This is a genomic window from Rothia sp. 27098_8_161 (assembly GCF_041432905.1).
Lineage (GTDB): Bacteria > Actinomycetota > Actinomycetes > Actinomycetales > Micrococcaceae > Rothia.
Genome location: NZ_JAPWAL010000003.1, coordinates 1 through 25,260, shown reverse-complemented (window position 1 = coordinate 25,260; position 25,260 = coordinate 1). Strand labels below are relative to the sequence as shown.

At 58.8% G+C, this 25,260-nt stretch carries 18 protein-coding genes; 4 read left to right on the top strand and 14 right to left on the bottom strand.

The genetic code is table 11. The features are described from left to right. Positions 1–135: 135 nt before the first annotated feature. The 10 genes from murD to dinB form a co-directional block, all read right to left on the bottom strand. Entirely contained in the window at positions 136–1,722 is a 1,587-nt protein-coding gene (gene murD, locus O3648_RS01735) for a UDP-N-acetylmuramoyl-L-alanine--D-glutamate ligase (RefSeq protein WP_371568042.1), read from the bottom strand. Beyond that, on the bottom strand, positions 1,722–2,927 hold the full coding sequence (gene mraY, locus O3648_RS01730) for a phospho-N-acetylmuramoyl-pentapeptide-transferase (protein ID WP_279740457.1): 1,206 nt from the start codon (positions 2,925–2,927) through the stop codon (positions 1,722–1,724). The genes murD and mraY overlap by 1 nt, the downstream gene beginning before the upstream one ends. A 6-nt stretch (positions 2,928–2,933) precedes the next feature. Beyond that, entirely contained in the window at positions 2,934–4,553 is a 1,620-nt protein-coding gene (gene murF / locus O3648_RS01725) for a UDP-N-acetylmuramoyl-tripeptide--D-alanyl-D-alanine ligase (RefSeq protein WP_371568039.1), read from the bottom strand. Then, on the bottom strand, positions 4,546–6,291 hold the full coding sequence (locus O3648_RS01720) for a Mur ligase family protein (RefSeq protein WP_371568036.1): 1,746 nt from the start codon (positions 6,289–6,291) through the stop codon (positions 4,546–4,548). Before O3648_RS01720 ends, murF begins: the two co-directional genes overlap by 8 nt. A 168-nt stretch (positions 6,292–6,459) precedes the next feature. After that, on the bottom strand, positions 6,460–8,325 hold the full coding sequence (locus O3648_RS01715; RefSeq protein ID WP_371568033.1) for a peptidoglycan D,D-transpeptidase FtsI family protein: 1,866 nt from the start codon (positions 8,323–8,325) through the stop codon (positions 6,460–6,462). Positions 8,326–8,387: 62 nt separating this feature from the next. Next, the gene (locus O3648_RS01710) at positions 8,388–9,365 is read right to left on the bottom strand and encodes an amino acid ABC transporter ATPase (RefSeq protein ID WP_371568031.1); all 978 of its coding nucleotides are present in this window, start codon (positions 9,363–9,365) and stop codon (positions 8,388–8,390) included. Between the two features lie 20 nt (positions 9,366–9,385). Next, on the bottom strand, positions 9,386–10,450 hold the full coding sequence (rsmH, locus tag O3648_RS01705; protein ID WP_371568029.1) for a 16S rRNA (cytosine(1402)-N(4))-methyltransferase RsmH: 1,065 nt from the start codon (positions 10,448–10,450) through the stop codon (positions 9,386–9,388). 103 nt (positions 10,451–10,553) lie between these two features. Next, positions 10,554–10,985, bottom strand: a complete 432-nt coding sequence (gene mraZ, locus O3648_RS01700; RefSeq protein WP_279740445.1) for a division/cell wall cluster transcriptional repressor MraZ — start codon at positions 10,983–10,985, stop codon at positions 10,554–10,556. 504 nt (positions 10,986–11,489) lie between these two features. Beyond that, on the bottom strand, positions 11,490–11,891 hold the full coding sequence (locus tag O3648_RS01695; RefSeq protein ID WP_049337555.1) for a DUF3040 domain-containing protein: 402 nt from the start codon (positions 11,889–11,891) through the stop codon (positions 11,490–11,492). A gap of 213 nt (positions 11,892–12,104) precedes the next feature. Further along, entirely contained in the window at positions 12,105–13,529 is a 1,425-nt protein-coding gene (gene dinB, locus O3648_RS01690) for a DNA polymerase IV (protein WP_371568026.1), read from the bottom strand. Positions 13,530–13,714: 185 nt separating this feature from the next. On the opposite strand from dinB, the gene O3648_RS01685 reads away from it, so the two are divergent. After that, positions 13,715–14,947 carry a polyprenyl synthetase family protein gene (locus O3648_RS01685; protein WP_371568023.1) on the top strand — a complete coding sequence of 411 codons (1,233 nt, stop codon included), beginning with the start codon at positions 13,715–13,717 and terminating at the stop codon, positions 14,945–14,947. A 133-nt stretch (positions 14,948–15,080) separates the two neighbouring features. Here O3648_RS01685 and O3648_RS01680 read toward each other — a convergent pair whose 3' ends face one another. Continuing rightward, the gene (locus O3648_RS01680; protein WP_279754678.1) at positions 15,081–15,449 is read right to left on the bottom strand and encodes an Rv2175c family DNA-binding protein; all 369 of its coding nucleotides are present in this window, start codon (positions 15,447–15,449) and stop codon (positions 15,081–15,083) included. 216 nt (positions 15,450–15,665) lie between these two features. Between O3648_RS01680 and O3648_RS01675 the strand changes: the two genes are divergently transcribed. Continuing rightward, positions 15,666–17,387 carry a serine/threonine protein kinase gene (locus O3648_RS01675; RefSeq protein WP_371568022.1) on the top strand — a complete coding sequence of 574 codons (1,722 nt, stop codon included), beginning with the start codon at positions 15,666–15,668 and terminating at the stop codon, positions 17,385–17,387. 167 nt (positions 17,388–17,554) lie between these two features. Here O3648_RS01675 and O3648_RS01670 read toward each other — a convergent pair whose 3' ends face one another. Both O3648_RS01670 and O3648_RS01665 read right to left on the bottom strand, forming a co-directional pair. After that, positions 17,555–18,919, bottom strand: coding sequence for a class II 3-deoxy-7-phosphoheptulonate synthase (locus O3648_RS01670; RefSeq protein ID WP_279754680.1), 1,365 nt, complete (start codon positions 18,917–18,919; stop codon positions 17,555–17,557). A gap of 305 nt (positions 18,920–19,224) precedes the next feature. Further along, the gene (locus tag O3648_RS01665; protein ID WP_371568020.1) at positions 19,225–19,974 is read right to left on the bottom strand and encodes a lysophospholipid acyltransferase family protein; all 750 of its coding nucleotides are present in this window, start codon (positions 19,972–19,974) and stop codon (positions 19,225–19,227) included. A gap of 213 nt (positions 19,975–20,187) precedes the next feature. Between O3648_RS01665 and O3648_RS01660 the strand changes: the two genes are divergently transcribed. Together O3648_RS01660 and O3648_RS01655 are read left to right on the top strand one after the other, a co-directional pair. Further along, positions 20,188–21,054 carry an alpha/beta hydrolase gene (locus O3648_RS01660; RefSeq protein ID WP_371568019.1) on the top strand — a complete coding sequence of 289 codons (867 nt, stop codon included), beginning with the start codon at positions 20,188–20,190 and terminating at the stop codon, positions 21,052–21,054. Positions 21,055–21,201: 147 nt separating this feature from the next. Then, positions 21,202–23,358: an AMP-binding protein gene (locus O3648_RS01655; RefSeq protein WP_371568018.1), complete on the top strand. Its 2,157-nt coding sequence runs from the start codon at positions 21,202–21,204 to the stop codon at positions 23,356–23,358. Between the two features lie 128 nt (positions 23,359–23,486). Here O3648_RS01655 and O3648_RS01650 read toward each other — a convergent pair whose 3' ends face one another. Continuing rightward, positions 23,487–24,944 (bottom strand): mycothione reductase, encoded by a 1,458-nt coding sequence (locus O3648_RS01650; protein WP_279788764.1) that lies wholly within the window; start codon positions 24,942–24,944, stop codon positions 23,487–23,489. Positions 24,945–25,260 lie beyond the last annotated feature (316 nt).

The following is a 25,260-nucleotide window of genomic DNA, read 5'->3' as shown; positions in this document are numbered from 1 at the left end:
GCCTCAACTGCCACGGATCCGTCGTGGCGAATACACGAAAAAGGTTCAGGGGTGGGACACCATGACCATCCCACCCCCGAGAAGAACCCGCAGAAAGCACCCCGGTCACCCGAGACACCCCCTACAGGCAACGTCCTAAGAGTCTGCCAGCTGAGCGGCAACAGCATTCGCAAACGCCTCACCGCGCACCGCATAATTCTTGAACTGGTCCATCGACGCAGACGCGGGAGCCATCAGCACAGTATCCCCCGGATGCGCCAGCTCAGCAGCCTTCGCAACGGCCGCATTCATCACGGTAACTCCGTCCGAAGAATCAGCCACAGCGGCAGTCATATTGTAGGTCGGAACCTGCGGGGCATGAGTCGCCAACGCAGACTTCAATGCCGCAGTGTCAGTACCGATAATCAGCACAGCCTTCAGGCGCTGAGCGTGGGCAGCAATCAGCTCATCGTACTCAACGCCCTTCGACAGACCACCAGCAATCCACACCAGAAACGGGTAGCCGCTCATCGACGCATTTGCAGCGTGAGGGTTCGTAGCCTTCGAATCATTCACCCACATGATGTCGTTCGCGTAGCCCACCAGCTGGTTACGGTGCGCACCAGTTTTGAAGGAACGCAGGCCCGCGCCAACAGCCTTCGGGTCAATATCAACCGCACGGCACAGCGCCGCAGCCGCCAGAGCATTCTCCACGGTGTGCTTCGCCGGCATCTTACCCGGTGCCGGAGCCAAATCCTCCAGAACCGCCAGCTCATACGCCTCGTTATAACGGTTCTTCAAGAAGGCGCGGTCCACCATGATATCCTCAGCCAGTCCCAGCATCGATACGGCGGGCATCTCAGTAGAACTGATTCCAATCGCGCGGGCACCCTCAATAACATCCGCATTCTCAACCATGCGCAAGGTTTCCACGTGATCGGTGTTGAAAATACAAGCAACCTGAGTATGCTCGTACACGCGAGCCTTATCAGCCTTATAGCCGTCGAAGGAGCCGTGCCAGTCCACGTGATCCTCAGCAATGTTCAAAACCACAGAAGCGTACGGGGACATCGAGTAGGTCCAGTGCAGCTGGAAGCTGGAGAGTTCCACGGCGAAGAACTCATAGGGTTCATCATCGGCAGTGGCGTACACGATGGGCATACCGACATTACCCACCTGAATAGACTTCTTACCGGCTGCATTCAGGATGGAATCCACCATACCCACGGTGGTGGTCTTACCGTTCGTACCGGTCAGGCACAGCCACTTGGGGGTCGGGCGGTCGCTACGCTCATTCAGGCGCCACGCCAGCTCCACATCGCCCCAAATCTGGATGCGACGCTCATACGCGTCGAGCATGACCGGGTGGTCGGGACGCACACCCGGGGAGGTCACCACAAGCTCGGGTTCCTGACCATCCACCAGGGGCAGTGCACGCATGTGCTCGGGGCCGAACAGGCCCTCAACATTGCCGTAGGCGTTAGCGTACAGGTCAATGCGTTCACGCTTCTCCGGGGTATCAACCCCGTCGATGACAACAATATGTGCACCCAACTGGGCGAGCACATCAGTCACGGCGTCGCCGCTGGTACCCATACCCACCACAACCACGCGCAGGTTAGCCCAGGGAGAACCCCAGTGAGTCAGCTCCGCGAGTCGCTCATTCTCATACACCGGGTTCACCGCAATAGCAGCGGCATTCGCTTCGATACGAGCGGCAACCGGCTGTTCGTTAGTTGACATTAGTGAATCACTCCAGACGTCTGCGAGAACCAGTCACCGAAGAACAGCGCCAGAGCAACGAGCACGCAGAGGGCGTTAATAACCCAGAGGCGGAACACGGAGTTCACTTCGCCGCTGCTGACGGTACCGGGGACAATGCCCTTCTTATCAATTGAGTATTTGCCGTTGACACCGACCTTCTCCATGTGGTGGTGGAATGGAGTCATACGGAAGTAACGGTGCGCGTGCAGGGGCTTCTCCCCCGCTGCCACCGAACGCTTACGGCTGGTTTTGAACACGAACTTCTGCACGATCACAGAGAACACTTCCAGCACGGGAATCAGAGCGATAACCAGCAGGAGCAGCTCGGTGCGGGTAAACAATGCGAAAGCAACCATAGCGCCACCGAGTGCCAAGGATCCGGAGTCGCCCATGAAAATCTGCGCCTTCGACACATTCCACCAGAGGAAGCCAGCCAGCGAACCCACCAGGGATGCGGCAATCAGCGCCAGCGAACCAGGGTCGCGCACATCGTAGCAGGCGGTACCAGCACCAGCGGAGCAAGCGTGCACGTACTGCCAGATGCTTATGGTCAGGTAGCCGGAGAAAATAGTCATCATGATGCCGCCGGCCAGGCCGTCCAGACCATCGGTGAAGTTCACCGCGTTCGTGCCGGACAGGGAAATGATGGTAATCCAAGCAACCATCAGGATGCTGCCAAAGACCGCACCCGCCGCAAACAAATCAATGGGCAGGTCACGCACAAACGAGATAGCCGTAGACGCCGGGCGAGCACCCGACTCGTTCGGGAACTGGAACGCCAAGTACGCGAAGGGCAGGGCCACGCCCAGAAGACCGATGGTCTTCTGCTTCTCGGTCAGGCCCTCATTGCCTTTGTGACGGAATTTCATGATGTCGTCCGCTGCGCCCACGCCAAGCATACCCAGGGTGAAGGCAATGGTCAGCCACGCGGTAGCGGTCGGTACCGGTGTAGTACCGAAGAACAGGGCACTCACCGCCAGGGTCAAGAAGTAGGCGAGAATCGCCGCGGGGATAAAAATCAGACCCGCCATGGTGGGGGTACCCGCCTTATGCTGGTGAGCTGCCGGTCCTTCCTCACGAATCAGCTGGCCAAGCTTGAGAGACTTCATCTTCTTAATGAACACCGGCAGCGCGGTGAGGGAAATGAGGAACCCAAAGATTCCAGCAATGAGCACGGTAATCATAAAGCGCTACCCTTCCTTCGTGGTCTGTTCAGTCGACGTACGGTCGGCGTCAGCTGCGCCGTCCAGATGAGCGGCAAGGTGGTCGCTCAAATCGGTGGTTTCAACAAAGTCACCGGCAGAAAGCCAGGTCGGTGCCTGCTCCTCCTCAGCGCCGAAGGTGTACTCAGCGAAAGCAACCCGGTCGCCCAGAATGCCCAGCTTCGCACCGTTCGAGGACTTAAAGAGCACAATATCGCCGGAGCGAACCTCAGCGCGCAGAATCTGCTCTGCTTCTTCCGGGGTCTTAACCCAGGTCGCTTCATTACCCCATGAGCCTTCCAGGTGAGCCGCATTATAGGTGGGCTTCGTTTCGTCACCCACAGCAATCAGCTTAGAAATATTGATGCGCACCACGAGGCGGCCGATGCGGTCGTGTTCCTCCACGGAGGCGTCTCCGAGCTCCAGCATGGCACCCAGAACAGCCCAGGTGCGGTGCGGCTGACCGGTCACCGGGTCAATGGTGCGGCCCAGCTGCGCCAGAGTACGCAGTGCAGCCGCCATCGACTCGGGGTTCGCGTTGTACGCGTCGTTAATGACGGTCACGCCGTCAGCACGGTCGGTGCGAGCCATACGCCACTTCGAAGCTGCCGCCGCCTTGTTGAGCGCGCGAGCAATCTTCTCACCCGAAATGCCGCTGTTGTAGGCGATTGTCGCCGCAGCCAGCAGGTTGTGCACGTGGTGCTCACCGATCAGCTGCGAGGAAATCTCGTACTCTCCACCGTCAGGCAGGCGCAGAGTGAACTCGGGGCAACCGGCATCGGTAGTACGCAGGTTCAGCGCCGCAACATAGCGTTCGTAGGGGTGACCGTTCGCTTCGGTCTTCTCGCCCACGCCAAAGTAAGTAATGGGGGCAACCGAACGCGATGCCATGCGTAGCACGCGCTCATCATCAGCGTTCAGAGCCAGGGACCCGGTCGGCTGAACGCCTTCAGCCAGCTCACCCTTAGTGCGTTCAATATTGTCCACGCCGCCGAACTCGCCAGCGTGCGCGGTACCAACCTTCAGGATTGCGCCGTGGTCGGGATGCGTAATATTCGCCAGGTACTCGATGTTACCCACGTGATCCGCGCCCATCTCAATGACCAGGTAGCGGGTGGACTCATCTGCCCGGAAAACGGTCAGGGGCACGCCTACCTCACTGTTGTAGGAGCCGACCGGGGCAACGGTCGGGCCCTCCGGGGTGAAAATGGCGGCAAGAAGGTCCTTGGTGGTGGTCTTACCAGCAGAACCGGTGATACCAATAACAGTCAGCTCACCCTGAGCGCGCATCTGCTCTATGGAGTAGCGCGCCAAATCGCCCATCGCCAGCACCACATCCGGCACCTGGACACTCGGGTACGGCACACCCTGCTCGTCGAGTACTTCACGCTCAACCAGTGCCAGGGTCGCACCCTTCTCAAACGCCATTGGAATAAACCTGTGGCCGTCAGTGACCGCGCCGGGCTTCGCCACGAACAGGGTACCTGTCTGTACCTCACGGGAGTCGGTAGTGGCGAAGTCTGCCAACACCTGCTCCTCACGACCATCCAAGCCGATAGCGGTGCCGCCGGTTGCTTCAATAATCTGGGCGGCGCTGAGCTTAATCATTCTTCACCATACCTTCAGCGGTCTTAGAGTCACTTTCATCGAGCATGAGCTGGTAATCAGGCAGAATCTCGAAACCGTGCGCACGCAGGGCGCGAGCAGTTTCAACACGGTCATCCAGAGCGATATCCACGCCGTCAACATCCTGTTCGGTTTCGTGGCCGCGGCCAGCAATCAGGATGGCATCGTGCTCGCCCGCCAGGGTAATTGCCGCGTCAATAGCGGCGGCACGCGGAGCGATATTCAGAATCTGGGTGGCTCGGCGGTTCTCAGCCCTCTGCGCACCCTCCTCGATGGCGGCACGAATCGGCTCGGGTGCCTCACCGTGCGGGTCATCATCAGTCACGATCACAATATCTGCGTGCTGTGCCGCAATCGCACCCATAATCGGGCGCTTGAGCTCGTCACGTTCACCGGTCGCACCGAAAACAATCATGACCTTACCCTCACCGGGGCGGCCCATCGCTTCCAGAGCGCGAGTCAGACCGTCCGGGTTGTGAGCGAAGTCCACAATCGCGTGCGGAGCCAAAGAAATCAGCTGCATACGACCCGGCACCACCGGGGTCAGAGCTGCACCGGAGGCCAGCTCGGGCAGCAGACGCTCACGCTCAGCGGAGTCAGTGTCCAGGTACGCCATGAGCGCCGCCAGCGCCGCATTCGAAACGTTAAAGTCAGCGGGCAGACCGGTGCAGCATTCAACGCTCTCACCGGCACCATTAGCCACGTGGAAGCGGTGGCCCAGGCCCTCACGCTGAACCTTCACCACAGCCCAATCGCGGGCACCAAACTCAGCGGGCACCTCAGCCAGACCGGCTCCGCGAGCAGTCACCAGACGGTGAACCTGCTGCGCACCCATCTGCTCACAAGCGGTGGAGAACATCTTCTCACCCCACTGGTCATCAGCAGTAATCACAGCCAGCTCGGCACGTTCGGGAGTGAACAATTGAACCTTCGAATCGAAGTAGTGCTCCATGGTGCCGTGCAGATCCAGGTGATCCTGAGTCAGGTTCGTAAAGCCTGCAACCGCATACTTCACACCGTCCACACGGTGGTAATCAATCGCGTGCGAAGACACCTCCATCGCCGCGCAACGTACCTGCTGCTGACCCATAATCGTCAGCAGAGAATGCACGTGAGGAGACTCCGGGGTGGTCATCTTCGAAGGAACCGAGACACCATCAATCAGAATCTGAATAGTGCCAATCAAACCAGTCTTCACACCCAGGCCGGTGCGGAACACCGACTCCAGCATGTAGGTGGAGGTGGTCTTACCGTTCGTACCGGTGACCGCATAACGGTGAGTAGCAGGGAACGACGCTGAACCATAAATCAGCGCCGCCAAGGGACCGACGTACTCACGCAGGTTTTCAGTCACCAAGAGCGGCACTGGCGTCTTACCCAGCAGCTGCGCACCGGCAGTATCCGTCAAAATAGCGGAAGTTCCCAGCTTCAACGCAGCCTCAGCGAACTGTGCACCGTGCACCTTCGCACCGGGCAGAGCCACGTACAGGTCCTGCGGGCGCACGCTTCGGGAGTCCATGCTGATACCGGTAACCTCAACGGACTCACCGGGTTCAGACCCCTGAACGCCGTTAGCCAGCTGGAAGGTCACCTGAGCACCCAAGCCCTGCAGATGTTCGCGAAGGTGCGCCAAACTCACCGGGCGCACAGAATTCGGTCGCAGAGTCTGAGCATCGCCGCTCAGTAGTTTCTGGCCGGGTGCGTGAGATGCGGTATCCATCGTCCTTCTTTCCTCTCCGCTGTCCGAAGCGGTGAGCTCTGTATGGTCAATGCGCTCAAGGCACACAGGGTCATTCAATATTCTACGGTCTTTAGGCTTCGACAGGTGTTCAGTACCGGCGCTTCTTCATCACGAATCAGCTACCGGGCGCCTCTCCCCCGCTCACCTTTAGCTCGTCTTATTGGGGCTATCCTCAGCAAAAAGCGGAATCAACTCCGGTTCACCGGTAGAACGCGGCACATTATAGGTGTGCAGAGTCTTCTCCATAATCTTGGAGAACTCAGCCGTCGTACCGTTCGTACCCACGCTACCCTCAGGACGCTGCATGGTCACCGCCACCAAGAACTGCGGGTTCTCAATCGGCGCCACACCAACAAAGGACGTCGTGTTGCCGTCATAGCCGCCCTTCTCACTCGGAGTTTCCGCAGTACCGGTCTTACCGCCCACGCGGTAGCCAGTCACCTTCGCCGGACGGGCATGGCCCTGCTCCACCACATTCTCCATGAGAGTCAGGCAGGAGGCGGCAGTCTGCTCACTCACCATGCGTTCGCCAGGCTCCACGGCACGCTTATGTTCGGTACCGTCCGCGTCAATGATCGCGTCCACAATGCGCGGCTTCAGACGAACACCCTTATTGCCCAGCGCCTGGAAAATCATGGCGGTCTGCAGAGGAGTCTGCGCAACACCCTGACCGAACAGCACCGTGTACTGCTGACGGCCGTCCCAATCACGCCAATCAGCAATCAGGCCCTGCTCCTCACCGGTCAACTCAATGCCGGTAAACTCACCAACACCGTACTTCTTCAACCAGTTGTAGCGCTCTTCCTTGCTGAGCTTCTGACCGACCAGCACCGTACCGGTGTTCATCGAGTCATGAATAATGCCCGAGAAAGTACGCCGCTGCGCCCCGTGCTCAAACGCATCCTTGAAAGTCTGGCCGTCAATCGTGAGGGTCGCGGGCACATCATACACGCTAGTCGGAGTCGTCAGGCCCTGCTCAATCAGCGCCGAAGAAGTCAGCATCTTCTCGGTCGAACCGGGCTCCACGTTCTGCGAAATAGCGCGCGGAGTCATATCCGCCGCATCCTCAATGGTTGCCGCACCCGGGTCCATCGTGGAGGAATCAGCGAGAGCCAAAATGGAGCCGTCACGCACATCCATAACAATGGCGGTACACCATTCAGCCTTCAGCTCCTCAGCGCGGGCACGTACCACCTGCTGCGCAAAATACTGCACATCACGGTTAATGGTCAGACGAATATTCTTACCGTCCACCGCCAGGCGCTGCTCTTCCTTAGCCACCGGAATACGCACACCATCAGCACTAATCTCGTAGGTACGCTCACCGGGGGTACCGGCAAGCTCCTTCTCGAAGACACGCTCAATGCCCACCGAGAAGTTACGGGACACCGTACCGCCCTTACCGTTGCCGTCAGCCTCTTCAACAATGTTGTACTTGCCGACCACGGAGCCACCCACACTACCGTTGGGGTACAGGCGCTGGGAGAACGCCTCACCGTAGATAAAGGGCGCACCCAGAGCATCAATCTTATTGAAAATTTCCGGGGTGATATTTGCCTTAATCACCGAGTACTTGGAGGTGCCGTCCAGCTTGGACTTGATGAACTCGTCGGTAATGCCCGGATCAACGGTCTTGAGAATATCGACCATCTCGTACACCAGCTGGTTGGGGGTGACCTCAATCTTCTGCGTGCGGTCTTCGTTGTAACGCTTGAAGGTCGCCACGGCGCTCTGATCTGCGGTCAGGTTATAACGCTGCACGGTACGCGCCATAACGTTACCGTTGATATCGAGAATCTGGCCACGCACAGCAGGCAGTACCTGCGAGCGCAGACGCTTCTGACGGGACGCATTCGCCACCGCACCGGGATCAAAGCCCTGACGGATAAACAGGTTCGCACCGATAACGCCCAGAGCGCAGGTGGCAGCGGCGCCGGCGACAAAGCCACGGCGGGTCAGATCCGGCTGACCGGATGCCGATTTGTTCGCGTTCTTGCGCGCGTCAGAGCTCATGCGGTGGTCCTTTCGCTGGTCTAGTCTATCGGTGATGCTGTGCATCCTGTGGTCAATGGTGTTTATCGTGTAGCCTGGCTTGCTGCGGGCTGCTGAGCGGCGCTCGGTGCGGCGGAAGCAGCCGGGCTAGCAGGTGCGCTATTCGCCGGTGCCGGGTTGGCCTGCTGTGCGGGGTTGGCCTGCTGAGCGGGGCTTGCCGAGGCGCTTGCAGATGCCTTAGCCGCCGCGCTCGCCTGGCCGTGGCGTTGTTGAACGGACTTGTCCGCATCCACAATGCTCTTGGCGTAGCTTTCGTTCGAGCCAGCTGCCGGAGGCGAAATCAGGTTCTCCTGCTTGTTTCCCTCAGCACCGGTCGGGCTTGCCACCGGGGCGGGGGTGCCCTCAATCGTGGAGGACTGCAGGTTCAGGGTCGCCTGCGAAGAGCTCACAAACATGCCCAGGGTACTGGCGCGTATCGCCAAATCCTGCGGAGCTTCCTTGAAGCCAATCTCCTGCTGCAGAGCCTGGTTTTCTTGCACAAGCTGCTGCTCCTGCGCGCGCAAATCCACCATGTCGTACTGTCGGGTCACAATCAGCACGTTGAGCAACAGAATAAAGACCAGGGTCAGCGGGATTGCTGCAAAAACAGCGAGCATGGTGGGTGGGCTGAGCTTACGGGCTCGACGGCGCACGGTGGACAGTGGGTGACGCGACTTCGGCTTCTCCTCGCGGGTCTCCTCGGTGCGTGCTGCCGCACGGACGCTCGAGGGAACACGGCTCGCGTTGGTTGAAGTGCGCTTACCACCGTGAGATGCGGCGGTGCTGGTAGGGCGGACCACCGGCTGGGAGGCGGTGACCGGCTCCAGACGTGCGGTACGGGTACGGCCGGAGTGTGCTCGGGTGGAGGCGCGGTTCACCCCGGTAGAGCCGCCGGCAGAGGATGCGCGGGTAGAGCCAACGGCGCCGGGGGTTCCGGCGGCAGGGCGCGAGGAACCGGCGCGTCGACTCCGCGGGACGCCCTGGGCGCGGGTGGGGCGCTGGGATGCGTGCTGGGTGCTCACTCTTCTTAGCTTTCTGTCTTCTACTTGGAAGGGATGCGGATCTTCTCGGCGGCGCGCAGCTTGGCGCTGGCGGCGCGAGAGTTCTGTTTGATTTCCTCGTCGGTAGGCGGTTCGGCGCCGCGGGTCATGATTTTGACGGTGGGCTTGTGCTCTTCAAGCTCTACCGGGAAGCCCTTGGGCGCCTTGGAGGTTGCCTCTGCGGTCAGTGCCCTCTTGACGATTTTGTCTTCGAGGCTGTGGTAGCTCATGGCGACAAACCGGCCGCCGAGGTTGAGCGCCTCCAGGGCTGCCGGTACGGCTCGTTCGAGGGCTTCCAGTTCGTGGTTCACTTCGATACGCAACGCCTGGAAAGTACGCTTGGCGGGGTGGCCGCCGGTGCGCTGCGCGGCGACGGGCACCGCCTTCTGAATAATGCGCACAAGCTCACCGGTTGTTTCCAGCGGTGAGTTGGCGCGGGCGGTGCAAATGGCGCGGGCGATACGCGATGCGAACTTCTCTTCACCCCAGTTGCGGATAATGCGACGCAGCTGGTCTTCGCTATATTCATTGACGACGATGCGGGCGGTGAGCTCGTCTTCGGAGTTCATGCGCATGTCCAGGGGCGCATCGTAGGAGTAGGCGAAGCCGCGGGTGCGTTCGTCCAGTTGCATGGAGGAGACCCCCAGGTCCATCAGGATGCCATCGATGCCATGCACGCCAGCGGCTTCCATGGCGCGGTCAATCTTGTCGTAGACAGCGTGAACAGGTACGAAGCGGTCACCGAAGCGTGCCAGACGCTCACCGGCGATAGCGTGTGCCTGCAGGTCGCGGTCAATACCGATCAGCACAAGGTTTTCGAAGCGTTCAAGCAGTGCCTCGGAGTGACCACCCATGCCGAGCGTGCCGTCAATAACGTAGGCGGTGCCGCGTTCCTCAACAGCACGTTCGACACCGGGGGCAAGCAGGTTAATGCAGCGGTCCAGCATGACGGGTACGTGGCGTTCGCTGGCTTCGCGCTGGGAGAGGTTCTCAATGGATGCGCCGGTGACCTTGGCGGCAGTACCGGAGTCGGTCGTACCGGTTTCGGGGGCGTGTTCTACGCTCATGGGTGCTCCTGTGAGAATTTGTCCTGCGGGAAAGCTTACGGAAGAATGGTGCGGTGCGATAGAGAGATGCCGGGCAATAGCCGTCACACCAGCAGAATGCTGGTTAGAGTAGCGGGCTGAATGGGTCCTCGTCGAGGGAGGCGAATTCAGCTTCGGTGCGGGCGAGGTATTCTTCCCAGACTGCGGCATCCCAGATTTCTGCGCGGGTACCGGATCCGATGACGACGAGGTTGTCGGTCAGTCCTGCGTACTGGCGCAGTATCGGAGGGATGGTGATGCGTCCCTGCTTGTCGGGCAGTTCGTCTGAGGCTCCGGAGAGGAAAACTCGCAGGAAGTCTCGGGCGGCTCGTCCTGGCAAAGGTGCGGTGCGCATCCGTTCGTGGATACGTTCAAATTCTGCGGCGGGGAAAACATACAGGCATCGTTCTTGACCGCGGGTCAGAACGAGGCCTGCTGAGAGTTCCTCACGGAATTTGGCGGGAAGGATGATGCGTCCTTTGGCGTCCATTCGTGGTGAGTAGGTACCTAGGAACATTCACTTCACCTCCCCGATGTGTGCCGTTGTGCTGAAGTCTGCGGGAGCGGGGCTGTTCCACAATCCTGCAGGTGCCGGTGGTAGGGTGTGCCAAACCAGCGCCTCCACCGCGTGTTTGAGGGCACGGCGATAGGACTGACTTTTCAGCTTCTTCCTCCACTTTACCCCACTTTGCACCACCTACCCCACCCGGCAGAGTATCTTTTAGTGTTTTTATGCTCTCTTCTGCATTTTTAACGCTGGTGCACAGCTTCTACACAGGTTCGGGCGTATGCACTCAGCGCTCCACCCTCATCATATTTGCCATACCCAGATTCAGTGACGGGGGCTGATTTCAGGATTTGGTGTGCTCCCTCTACCCAATTCCTCATACGTACATCTCTCACTAGTTCCGGCATAGAAAAAGCGGAGGTAAGAGCATTCTTACCTCCGCCTACGAAGTCTTGAGAGTGTAGTAGAGTACGGACACTTAGCCACAAAAAAATTTATTGAGACAAATCAGTGTTAGAGCTGACCGTTGTTGCGTTCGTCCCAACGGTCCTCCAGTCGGTTCATGAAGGAGGACCGCTCCTTCTGTTCACGCTGACGTACACGCGCTGCGCCTTCTGCTTTACCGCCGAGGAAGGAATCAACCGGGGTCTTCTTACTGGTAGTTGCAAAGTACACGCCACCAGCCGCGAAGAGAAAGCCAAATACCCCCAACCAAATCATGTTAGATGCGACCGCGCCAATAATGATACCCAGACCGATGAGAACGAAGAGAATGCCGAGAGCCAAATGGCGAGCACTAAAAACCGGCGCAGTATTGCCGGTTGAAGACATGGAGGAGGCAAAGTGCGGATCCTCATTGCTCATGAGTTCTTCAAGCTGGTCCAGAACCTTCTGTTCACGCTCAGACAGTGCCATCGTTTTCTCCTTTGAGGTGTCTCTGCTCAAGATGACGTCGGTATCAACCGGGTCATAACCGGGTTAGCCGATGTATCAGCTGGCGCGATAGCGCTTCTTCCCGTCGTATGCTTCCCATCGTACCGCGCCGGATGAGGTTGGCGCATTCTTTTTTAGGCAAAAGCAACTTAAGGTCTTCTACGGAGGGTGCCGCCCTTTCCGTGGTGGTTTCCCTCAGCCTCTTTTCCCTTCTTCAGACTCTTGCTCAGCTTTCCGTTGGGGTGAGGCAACTCCGGAGGCGGGTTTGAGGCTTTCCTGCGAGTACTTGCGGTGAACGGCGTCCATGACGTGCTCCACCTCGGACCATCTGCCGTTTTTCATGAGGCGAGCGCCAGACCCCAAGCGAATACCAGACCCTGTGTGAGTACCGTTCCGCTGACTATTACCGGCTCCCCCACCGCCCCATTGTATGGAGATGGTTTTTGCGGAGAGGATTCTTGCGGAGCCAGTTTGCATGGAGCGTGAGCTTGCCCTGTTCTCAATGGAGTCGAAGAGAGTCTGTTGCACCCCGTCTTCTGCACGGGTTAGTTTCTCAGCGCGCACTCCAATGAGTCGCAGGGGGCGGGGCGCCGCCTGCCCTACCAAGATTCCATCTGCATGCAGGGCTTCCAATGCCAGGGAGGCAATCTGCATGCCGGAGTCTACAGGCACGTTCAGGGCAATAGCGCGGGTGTGCGTTTCGAAGGTGCTGTAGCGGATTTTGAGGCTGAGCCCTCCGGCGAGTTTCCCGGCTGTGCGCAGGCGCTTGCCCAGGTTGAGGCTCAGCTCCCGAATAGCAGCGCTAATCTCCTGGGCATCGGTCGCATCCACCTCGAAGGTATGCTCGCCCCCCATGCTTTTTTCTTCACGTTCGATCGTCACGGGGCGTTCATCAATACCGCGCGCCATAGCCCAGAGGTGCTCACCTTGGGCTGTGCCGAAGCGTTCTTTGAGCCAGTCCAGGCTCATGGCCCTCATCTGGGCGATGGTGTGAATACCGTATCGGGAGAGCTGCTCGGTACTTTTCGCACCCACTCCCCACAGGTCGGAGACTTTTCTCGGGTCAAGAAATTCTTGAACGCGCTCGGGCGGAATAACCCACAGCCCGTTCGGCTTGCTACCGGTGGACGCCATTTTGGCGAGTAGTTTATTGGGCGCAACCCCCGCGGAGGAGGGTAGGGAAAGTTCCTGGGCGATGCGGTCGCGAGCATGCTGCGCCAGGGCGACGGGGTCTTGGCCGTGCAGATAGGCGCCGGTTAGGTCCACAAAGGCTTCATCCACGCTAACCTGCTCAACGTAGGGGCTCAGATCGTTCAGGATTGCCATGACGGCACGGGAGTAGTGCCGGTAGTCGCCACGTAACGGCAGGACGGTGGCATTGGGGCTGAGGTTTCGAGCGCGACTGAGCGGCATACCGGAACGCACTCCGTGGGCGCGCGCCTCGTAGGAGGCGGAACAGACGACCGAGCGGGGGCCCAGGGGCGCCACGATGATGGGTTCGCCGCGCAGAGCGGGGTTTTCGAGGAGTTCGACGTTGACGAAGAAGGCATCCATGTCCAGGTGCATCATGACGCGACCGTTCCTTGCGCCACTATTCTTACCGGTTCGCGTCTGCCCCATGTCGCCTCCTCTCATAGCTTCTACACCCACCTACCGAAAATATAGCATATTTATACGAAAAACAGAGGCATCCTATCGTAAACGTGTTCGTAAATGCATTCTCTTGGACTTTTCTCCACTAAGCTAGAAGAAGTGCACACCGCACCGTATCAGGACCGTACACAGCGACCATCAGCGAGGATAGTATGACTCCCCCTTCTCCTTCCGGAGCACCCACTCCCCGGGCGACCGAGAGCCTCACCGTAGCGGCACCGAATATCCCGGCGGATTCTGCGCACCTCGCTGAGCGCATTGCTGAAGAGCAGCGAGCCTACCTGCACGCTTTTGACACTCTCATGGCTGAGTTTTTTGCAAGCCAGCGCAAGCTGCTCGAGGGCATTTCTACCGAAACTCTACCCCTACTTGAGGCTATTGAGTCCCTCTCCACCGGCGGCAAGCGTCTACGTGCCTTGCTGAGCTACTGGGGCTGGCGCGGTGCGGGTGGCGCACCCGTAACCGAGAACCGCGCATCCTGGTCCATTGTGAAGGCTGGCATGGCGGTGGAGCTGTTCCAGACCTCCGCGCTGATTCACGACGACATTATCGACCGGTCCGATACCCGCCGCGGTGCCCCCTCCGTACACAAGCGTTTCGAAGCGTCGCACGAGCAGAATAGTTGGCGCGGTGATGCTTTCAACTACGGGCTGACCGGCGGCATTCTTGCTGGCGATCTGACCCTGGCTTGGTCTGCCGAGGTTTTTACTTCCCTGGGTGAGGGGGCAATCTATGGCGCCCCTGCACGTACTATTTTTGACCGGATGCGCACCGAGGTTCTGGCGGGTCAATACCTGGACGTCTACTCCGAGGTTCTCGAAACCGAGGACGCTCAAGCGGCTCTGCAACGTGCCCTGAACGTAATTCGTTTCAAGTCCGCCAAGTACTCGTGCGAGCATCCCTTCACGATTGGTGGTGCTTTGGCTCTGCAGGCTACCGCACTGGAGAACAGCACCGGTGCCGTGAGCGAGCAGCACCCGGTACTTACCGGTTACCGCGCGTTCGGTCTGCCCCTGGGCGAGGGCTTCCAGCTGCGTGATGACGAGCTGGGTGTCTTCGGTCAGCCCGAGGTGACTGGTAAGCCCGCCGGCGATGACCTGCGTGAGGGGAAGCGTACCGTGCTGGTGGCACTCACCTCCGCCGCCCTCGATGAGAAGGATGCGGCACTTCTGCATAATAGCTTAGGCGAGTCCGAGCTGAGCGATGAGCAGGTGGAGCGCATCCGTGAGCTAATGGTTTCTTCGGGTGCTTTCGCCAAGCATGAGCAGCTAATTGAGCAGAAGTCTCAGGCTGTGTTTGAGGCTCTGGAGGCAATGAACTTGGACGAGCTGACTCATGCGGCTCTGACCGATATTGTGGGCCGTGCGCTGCGTCGTAAGGCGTAGGGGTTCAATGCAGTTATAAACGTTAAACAAGTTGAGGCGGCATACTCCGGTATGCCGCATCAACGTATTGAGCTATCGTTCCGGACAGGTGTCACCAAGCAGATGTTACCGGACCGGCGTTACCAAGCTAGTATTACCAAGCCAGTGCCTGCGCACGGCGACGGATTTCAGTCTTACGACCGTCAATCAGTGCGTCGATGGGACGGCCGGGCAGGGACTCGTCGTTAGTGTACAGCCAGGTAATGGCTTCTTCATCGCTAAAGCCGGAGTCCTTCAGGACAGCGAGGGTGCCCTTGAGGGATTCCAGAACTCGCGAACCGTTCATGAACAGTGCGGGTACCTTGCGCACGTTGGTTTCCGGGTCGCGCAGCGCGATAAGCGTACCGTCAGAAATCAGGTTGTGCACGCGGGTCACCTTCAGGTCGAGGGCCTGCGCAATTTCGGGGATAGTTACCCAATCGCCAACGAGGGCGAAGGTCTGAGCAATATTTTCGTTAGTCACCTTTTAAGAGTGCCAGAGCTGGCACGTATTTACCACTTTTGACCCGTATCTGGAACGGGAGCTCTCCTACGCACCTTTCGTTTTTGTTCGTTGTCTACGGTTCTTGAGTTGGGTGCGGAGCCCTCGGTGCTTCTTAAGAATTCGCTGAGTGTTCACCTGCTCGGTTCTCTTTGGCATCGCTTCTATCCAGGTGGGCGGGCTAAAATGAGGAAACGTATGAATACTCCCAGCACACGCCAAACTTCTCCCGTGAACCCCCAAGCTTTCTCATCTTCAAAGACTTCTGTTCCTCCCGCCACTCGTCCCGCTGCCCCGGATACCGCTATCGGTTCTTCGCAGTGGCTCAGTGGCGCCATTATTGAGGGTCACTACCAGGTGGGTTCACTCATTGGCCGCGGCGGCATGAGCGAGGTCTATTATGCGCTGGACCTGTGGTCAAATAACCCGGTTGCGCTCAAGGTCCTCTCCCCCGCTCTGGCTGAAGACGCGGCAAACCGCCAGAAGTTCCACCGTGAAGAGCGTTCAATGCGTCAGGTAGGTGGTGGCGGACATACGGTGGGTGTGATCTCTTCGGGTACCGAATATTTTTTAGGTCAGATGGTCATGTATATCGTGCTCGAGTACGTGCACGGTTGTACACTGAGCCAGCTGCTGCGTGTGCGTGAGGCTCTGTCCCTGGGTGAGGCTCTGGATATCCTCATTCCAGTGGTGGAGGCACTCTCGGAGGTGCACGCGAACCGCTACCTGCACGGCGATATTAAGCCGGGCAATATTCTTCTCGACGCTAACGGTCAGGTGAAGCTCACGGACTTTGGTCTTTCCCGTCGTGATGATCAGGTGGATGCGGGCGCACCCATGGGCACCCCCGCCTACGTTGCACCGGAGGTCCTTGATCCCGAGGTGAAGGTCGGCGCGCAGGCTGATATTTTTGCGCTCGGCGTGATGATGTACCGCATGCTTTCGGGTCGTCTACCCTTTGTGGGTCTGGAGAATGACCAGCAGGTGCTCTACCATAACGCCAACATTGAGATGCCCGCGCTGACCGATGTTGCGCCGGGTGCGGACCGCGATATTGCGGGGCTGGTTTCGTGGTGTACCCGCAAGCAGCCTCATGCCCGTCCCGAGGATGCAACTGACCTGTTCACTGCTCTGCTGGAGATTTCTGAGTCATTGGGTGAGTCCGAGCGCGCTTGGCGTGCCCCCTCGTACCCAGAGCCGGAGCTTCCCCTCTGGGAGGCTGTTGCTGATATTGCGGAGCGTAGCGGCGCTGCACAGATGGTGCGTAACACCCCGATTAGTGCTTTTAGCGATGCCCGCGATCTGCTGGTCTACGATGTCTACTCCCCCGACAGCCTCGTGTACGATACATCGGAGGCTGGTCAGGGTGTACACCTTGCCGACGTTGACGCTGAGGACTCGGTGCTGAACTGCCAAGGTATTCCGCCTCTGGTCAGTTCCGCTCCCTATAACGAGGATTCTGAGAGCGAGCCGGAGAAGGGCCAAAAGTCCGCTAAGCTCGGTTTGGGTTCTTTCCTTGACCACCGTGCGGGCGCGAAGGTCCCGCAGACTCAGTCCGTTGGTATTGGTCCGCAGACGGAGCAGGAGTTTATCTCAGCTAACGGCGAGTACACCCCGATTCAGGCGGAACGTTCGTTGAGCCCCTCGGGTTCGCGCCGTTCAAGGGTTAAGGGGGCGGGGAGCGATTCTGAGGCTGAGGAGTCTACGGGTATTTCTAATGATTCCGCTCAGTCTTCGAAGAAGAATCCTCGTCTGCCTGCTAAGCAGTTTAGGACTCCGCCTTCCGGTATGGCGGTGGGCGGTTGGGCTCTGGCCTTGATTCTGATGGGTATGGGCGCGAGCTTTACCGGCTGGTGGCTTGCTACTTCGTTGGTGCAGTCGGCGTGGTGGCGTAATATTGAGGCGTTCCTGACCTTCTAGCACCTGCTGTGCTTAACATCTGCGGTACCTAGCACCTGCCGCGTCACTCTTCTGCCGAGCGTAGGTTAAACACAATGCCCGGGTCTTCATCTTTGTCAGGTGAAGACCCGGGCATTGTTGTGTCTGCTGCTCACCGCCAACTCTAGCGGCGAAAAGCATGAGCGTTTTTATGCGCGGTTCTTGAGGTACTCGGAGACCAGGAACGCGATTTCCAGGGACTGCGAGTGGTTCAGACGAGGGTCGCACAGGGACTCGTAGCGGCTTGCCAGCGCTGCCTCGTCAATGGCGTCGGAGCCACCCAGGCATTCAGTCACGTCGTCACCGGTCATCTCCACATGAATACCGCCGGGGAATGTGCCCAGCGCCTCGTGCACCTCGAAGAAGCCTCGAACCTCGTCGAGTACGTCGTCGAAGCGGCGGGTCTTGTAGCCGGAAGGCACAGAGATAGTGTTGCCGTGCATCGGATCGGTAACCCAGACAACCTTTGCGCCTTCAGCCTGCACGCCCTCAACGATTGCGGGTAGCTTCTCGCGGATGTTCTTTGCGCCCATGCGGGTGATGAAGGTCAGTCGGCCGGGTTCGCGGTTCGGGTCGAGCTTATCGATCAGTGCGAGTGCATCCTCCGCGGTGGTGGTCGGGCCCAGCTTCACGCCGATGGGGTTGCGGACCTTGGAGAGGAAGTCCACGTGTGCATCGTCGATGCCGCGGGTGCGCTCACCAATCCACAGGAAGTGCGCGGAGGTGTCGTAGGGCAGCTGGGTACGCGAGTCGATGCGGGTGAGGGCACGCTCGTAGTCCATTACCAGGGCTTCGTGGCCGACGTACATATCGGTGGTCTTGAGTGCTTCGAAGTTAACGCCGCAGGCTTCCATGAACTTGAGGGCGCGACCGATTTCGCGGGCGGTCTTCTCGTAGCGCTCATGCGCGGGGTTGGAGGTGAAGCCGCGGTTCCACTGGTGTACGGCGCGCAGGTCTGCGAAGCCGCCCTTGGTGAAGGCACGAATCAGGTTCAGGGTGGAGGCGCTGGTGTGGTAGCCCTGTAACATGCGCTTGGGGTCGTGTACGCGGGCTTCGCGGGTGAATTCGAAGCCGTTGACAGTTTCACCGCGGAAGGAGGGCAGGGTAACGTCGCCGCGGGTTTCCATGTCTGCGGAACGCGGCTTGGAGAACTGACCCGCCATACGGCCCATCTTCACCACGGGCATGGAGGCGCCGTAAGTGAGCACTGCAGACATCTGCAGGATAGTCTTGACACGGCCGGAGATCTTGTCAGCGGTTGCGCCCGCGAAGGTTTCTGCGCAGTCCCCGCCCTGCAACAGGAATGCGCGGCCTTCAGCAACCTCACCGAGTGCCTGGCGCATGGCGTCGACCTCACCGGCGAAGACGAGCGGCGGTACCGAGTTCAGTTCGGCGATGGTGCTTTCAAAATCTTCGTGTTCGCTCCAGGTGGGCTGCTGGTCAATGTTCAGCTGACGCCAGGTGTCCAGGCCGTGGTCGGGGGTCTGCGAGGTGCCGAGGTTTTGATTGCTCATCTTCACTCCATCGGGATGGTCTTGTGCGTTTTCTGGTTCAGCCCCGTTTCGGGCGCCCGGCGCGCAGCGTACGGCGTGCTGGCTTGCGATTTTTCAAGCTGAATAGACCTAATTGTACTCTTGCTTGCTTCAACACCTAACCCTGCACTCAGGTATATCTCACATGTTTAGATAACGCCCCAGGTGTCGGCGATAGGCGGGTTGATGAGCACCGTTGCAGAACGCCATACGAAAGGGCAGGATACGGCATGTACCGCATCCCGCCCTCTGTCGTATGTGTGCACCCGGGGGTGATGTCTTATTGTTTAGTGCTGCAGGTGTGCGACTGCCGCATCAGCACTCATGTTCTTATCAGTCATGATCTTCTTGACGCGGTCGGCGTACACGTCCACGTATTCCTGGCCGCTCAGAGCACGGATCTCGGAGCCGATACGGTCGGCGATTTCACGCTGAACTCGGTGGCTCATGTCTGAGCCGTCGGTGTATTCTTCGAAGCTGAGGGGCTTGCCGATAATCGTGCGCACCTGAATGGGCTTGCCGTCGTGGCGCAGACGGACACGGTTTGAGCCGGAGGGCTGAATCAGGTCGGTACCGATCTGGCCAACGGGTACTACGGGTACGCCGGTTTCTAGGGCGAGGCGGGCGACGCCGACCTTGGGGCGGTAGCCGCGTCCGTCGGGGCTACGGGTGCCTTCGGGGTAGATGCCGATGATACCGCCCTCCTTGAGGACCTGCCCGCCTGCGTTGAGGGATTCCTGGCTCTTTTGGCCGCCGGAGCGGTCCATGGGAAGCTGGCCAACACCGCGGAAGAACGCCGCCATGGCACGACCCTTCACGCCGGGGGTAGTGAAGTAGTCGCTCTTGGCGAGGAAGTTCACGGTGCGAGGCATGGCGAGAGGAATAAAAATGGAGTCGCAGAATGCCAGGTGGTTGCTGGCGACAATGTAGGGTCCCTCGGGCAGGTTTTCCAGGCCATCCACGTCGTGGTGGTACAGTCCCTGTAGCAGGGGTGAGCTAAGAACCTTGAGCGTTGAATACAGGGCGGTGTTTGGCATTGGGGTCTCCTCTCTGAATATTCCCGGGTCAATTCTATCCTGTCTGGAGCGTAGCGAGATAATAAAAGAAAGAGAACGATTTTTCTGCGCACCGGTGTATCGATGCACTTGAGGCGATAAGACCGCGAGTTGCTGCACCTCAGGTGTTCTGAGCGGGTGCGCTATAGAGCCTGCACCTGCGCTAATAGCACCGCAGGTAGGCGAAGGAGGACCATGAGCATTTTCGATAATTTGCTGGAACCGGTTAAAAGAATTCGGTGTAAGGCTCGCGAGCGCAGGCTTGTTGCGACCCAAAATGTTAAGGAATCTTTGGCGCGTTGGCTCGGGGAAGAGCAGGATGCCTTCGACCATTCTCCTGTTTCTTTTACCCCTGATTTGGCGCAGCATTCTGTGGGTATTTTGCTGGTGCATGGCTTTACGGGTTCACCGCACAGTATGCGCCCGGTGGCGCAGCATTTTATGGAGCTCGGGTATGCGGTGGAGATGCCTGTACTGACTGGTCACGCGACCCGTTGGCAAGATTTGCGTGATAGTACGTACCAGCAGTGGCTGGCTTCTGCCGAGCAGGGGTACCGCCGCCTGACTGATCAGGGTCTGCAGGTGGTGGTCATTGGTATGTCGATGGGTGGCACGGTGGCAACTCATCTATCGGCGCGTCTGCCGGTGGTGGGCACGGTGCTGATTAACCCCTACATGGTAGATGTGAACCCGATGATGCGCCATACGGGCAAAATGGCTAAGGTTCTGCCGATACTCAAGGCAATCGGTTCCGATATTGCGGTTCCAGGCGTGAGTGAGGGCGCGTATTCTATCGTTCCGACGGCGGCGGTGTATCAGTTGCATCTTTTGGGTGCAGAGACTCGTGCTCTAATTCCGCAGTTGAAGTCACCTGTTCTATATTTGCGTTCACTGGGTGACCATACTGTGTCAGATAGCTCTCACAAATATTTTCTCGAACATTGTTCAGCTCCTGTAGAATTTAGGTGGCTGACCCGCAGCTACCATGTGGCAACGCTCGACTACGACGCCGAGTATCTTCTCTCCACTGTTCAAGCTTTTGTCGCATCCCTAAACCATTAAATTCTGAAGGTTCCACCCGTTGGCGAATGCATCACCCGCCGCGGTGGGCAGAACATTCAGAAAGCCATCACGGCACCTCGAGCCATCGAGGACAGCCTGCGGCACCGAATCCGCCACGGGCTCACGCCCTGATTTGAAAGGCGCATTATGAAAGTCTTCTCCACTCCCGCTGAGGTTATTGTCGACCCCTCACTGAATCTGACAAGCATTGTTGAGCGCCACCGTGCCGATAGCTCCAATCCGGTGCTGTACCGCCGTCAGATGTCTCCAGGTAACTGGCAGCCGGTTCGAGCCCAACAGTTCCACCAGATGGTGACCGACCTGGCTAAGGGTATGATTGCCGCTGGTATCCGCCCGGGTGACCGTGTGGGTATTATGAGCCGTACCCGTTTTGAGTGGACTGTCATTGACTTTGCGATTTGGTATGCCGGCGCTGTCTCCGTGCCGGTGTATGAAACGAACGCTGCCGCCCAGGCGGCGTGGGCACTGTCCCATTCTGAGGCTGTTGCTATTTTTGTTGAGGATGAGAAGCTCCTGAATCGTGTTGCTGAGGCTGAAGATTACGCCGCTTCTACTCCTGAGCCATGCCAACTCAAGCACCGCTGGGTCATTGAGAACGGCGATCTTGACGTTTTGAGCGCTCGCGCGTCCGAGGTGAGCGAGGAGCAACTGGAGCAGGTACGTTCCGCTGCCGGTTGTGATGACCTCGCGACCATTGTGTATACCTCCGGCACGACCGGTCGTCCCAAGGGTTGCCCACTGACTCACGGCCACTTCCTAAACCTAAGTGTCAACACCAAAATGATCGAACCCGAGATTGCGAATTCCCGCAACTCCTCTATTCTTTTCTTGCCGTTGGCGCACGTTCTGGCACGTCTGATTCAGGTACTGGCGCTGGACGCTGGCCTGGTTATCGGCCACTCCCCCAATATTAAGAACCTGGCTGCTGACTTGGATAGCTTCAAGCCGACCATGCTGCTGGTGGTTCCTCGCGTCTTTGAGAAGGTATACGAGGGCGCCATGGCGAAGGCGGCTAAGGGCGGTAAGTTCAATAAGTCGCTCTTTGAGCGTTCCACTGACATTGCGGTGCGCTGGTCGCAGGCGAAGGTTGAAGGCCGCGTACCCGTCAAGCTGGCGGCACAGTACGCTCTATACGACAAGCTGGTCTACTCGAAGCTGCGTGCGGCTCTGGGCGGCGAGCTACGTTACGCGGTTTCGGGCGGTGGCCCCCTCGGCGAGCGCACGGCGCACTTCTTCCACGCGGTAGGTGTTCAGGTGGTTGAGGGTTACGGTCTGACCGAGACCTGCGCCCCGATTGCGGCTGGCCGTATCAACCCGTACCAGATTGGCATGATTGGCCCGCTCATCCCCGGTTCCGAAGGCTATATTGCTGAGGATGGCGAGCTTCTGGTTCGTGGTGTAGGCGTGATTAGCAGCTACTACAAGAACCCCGAAGAGGACGCTCAGGCGTTCACTAAGGATGGTTGGTTCCGTACCGGTGACCTGGCTCGTTTCGATGAGCGCGGCTACCTGAAGATTGTGGGCCGCAAGAAGGAAATCATTGTCACCGCCGGCGGTAAGAACGTGATTCCGGGTATTGCAGAGACTCATCTGCGTACCTCTCCCCTGGTTTCTCAGGCGATGCTGGTAGGCGATGAGAAGCCATTCATTGCGGCTCTGGTGACCCTGGATCCGGATACCCTGCCCGAGCAGTTGGAGCACCTGGGTCTGCCACGTTCGCTCTCCATCCCGGAGGCTGCTGTTCACCCGGCGGTTCGTGCTGCGGTTCAGAAGCTCGTGGACGAGGCGAATCAGTTAGTTTCCCGTGCTGAGGGTATTCGCGAGTTCCGCATTATGAACCGCGACCTGACCGAGGCGGACGGCTATCTGACTCCTTCGCAGAAGCTGCGCCGCGCGAAGATTCTGCAGGACTTCTCCTCCTACGTGGATGAGATGTACGGCAAGGTTTCCGATAGTACGTCGGATTCTTTGGCTCGTCTGCAGGAGTACGCGGCGGAGCAGTCTGAGAAGTTCGCTGAGCTGCGTGAGCAGGCTGCCGAGCGTCTGCAAGAATACGCGGATCATCAGGCGGAGCGTCTTGCCGAGCTGCGTGAGCAGGCGGCTGAGAAGTTTGAGGAGCTGCGTGAGCAGACCGCCGAAATGATGCAGAAGCCTCATGACGAGAAGGCTGGGGATTCCTCCGCTGAGGTTTCTTCCGCCGAGATTCCCATTGAGAAGCCCGCGCAGGCTGAGAAGAAGACTGCAGAGCAGAGCCCTCAGAAGTCTGACAGCGACAAGGTATAACCGGCTCTGGCCACTATTAACGAGAGGAGGGGGGTCGTACCACTTAGGTACGACCCCCCTCCTCTCTGTTTGTTCGCCAGAGACCTCGGTTTCCGGACGTTATCTAGCCGTCGTTAGATGGCAGATTCTTAGTTTGCGGGCTCGTCGAATTCCAGACCGAGCAGCGCATTCTCAACGATTTCGGTCAGCGCCGGGTGAATCCAGTACTGGCCGCGTGCGAGAGTACGCGCATCCATGCCGAAGCTCATTGCCTGCAGTAGCGGCTGAATGAGCACGGAGGACTCTTCACCGACCAGGTGTGCACCGAGCAGCTCGCCGTTGTCCTTGCGAGCAATGAGCTTGCACAGGCCGGTCTTGTCTTCCATTGCCCAGCCGTAAGCGGTGTCGCCAAAGTTCTGTACCTTGACGGTAATCTCAAAGCCTTCACGCTCAGCCGCCTGGCGCGCCTGCTCTTCGGTCATGCCGACTACGGCAATCTGCGGGTTGCTGAAGACCGCGCCGGGCACGTAGCGGTGGTCGCTAGCACGCAGGTCCTCGGGGTGGCTGAGGTTATGCTGCACAACGCGTGCCTCGTGGTTTGCCACGTGCTTGAGCTGGTAGCGGCTGGACACGTCGCCGAGGGCATAGACGCCGGATACGGGCACGCCGTTGTAGAGCACGCGCTGGTACTTATCAACACTGAGCTGACCGCCGTCCTGCACGTCGAAGTAGTTCTTCGCGTTGAGGGTGTCGGTGTTGGGGCGGCGGCCGGTTGCCACAAGCACAGCGTCTGCCGGGATTTCAAGCAGTTCTTCACCATTCTCGGTAGTGTGCTTAGCTACAACGGTCACGCTACCGTCGGCATTCTCACGGATTTCGGAGAGACCAGCATTCTTGACAATGTTCCACTGCTTGCTTGCGGCTTCTTCAAAACGTGCCACGACCTCTTCGTCCATGCCGCGAAGCAGGCGGGAGGAGCGGTTCAGCTGGGTTACTTCGGTGCCGAATGCGGAGAAAACGTGTGAGAATTCCGCCGCAATCACGCCGCCACCGATGACAACCATGCGGGCAGGCAGCTCATCCATGCGCATGATGTGGTCGTTGGTGTAGACCTTAGAGGAGTCGATACCAGGCACGGGAGGCAGCACGGCGCGCGAACCTGCCGCAACGACAATCTGGCGGCCCTGCAGGCGGGTGCCATCGGTCAGCTCGACAGTGTGGGAGCCGACGAAGCGCGCGTACTGGTCGTAGAAATCGACGTTGGGCAGGCCGGCACGCCAGTCGCGACCACCTGCAGAGATCTGGTCAATGCGGGAAGCAAAGATACGGTCACGAATCTGCGCCCAGTGCACGGCGTCTACGTGTGCGTCGATGCCCAGGTGCTTGACCTCGTGGGTCTTCTGCGCGATGGTCGCCGGGTAGACGTACATCTTGGTTGGGATGCAGCCAACGTTCAGGCAGGTGCCGCCGAAGATACCGCCGTCGATGAGGGCGACCTTCTTGTCGTCCCATTCGGGGCCGATAAGGGTGTTGCCGGATCCGGAGCCGATGACGATAAGGTCGTACTGTGCTACGCCGTCAATGCGTTCTACGTTCTCGATGCTCATGTGGTCCTCTCGTTGATGATGTTGAAGCTGGGCTCGTTCCCAGCGTGGCCCTCGATGACGGGCTTATTCCTATTACTGCCACTATAACGTGTATGGGCTGCACACTATTCCCGCCATCTCGTGTCAATGGTGACGGATATGCGCAAGTGCGCTCCCATAGAGCAGAGCACTGAGAACACAGCGGTTCTTTGAGAAGACGCACTCAAGCATTGAAACTACGTGAACCCACAGATTAGTAATCCGTAGAGGTCTGCGCTTAGAGATCAGCCATAAGCCCAGCCAGCAGGCGGGTGAAGTCAATGGCGGGATCAACCGA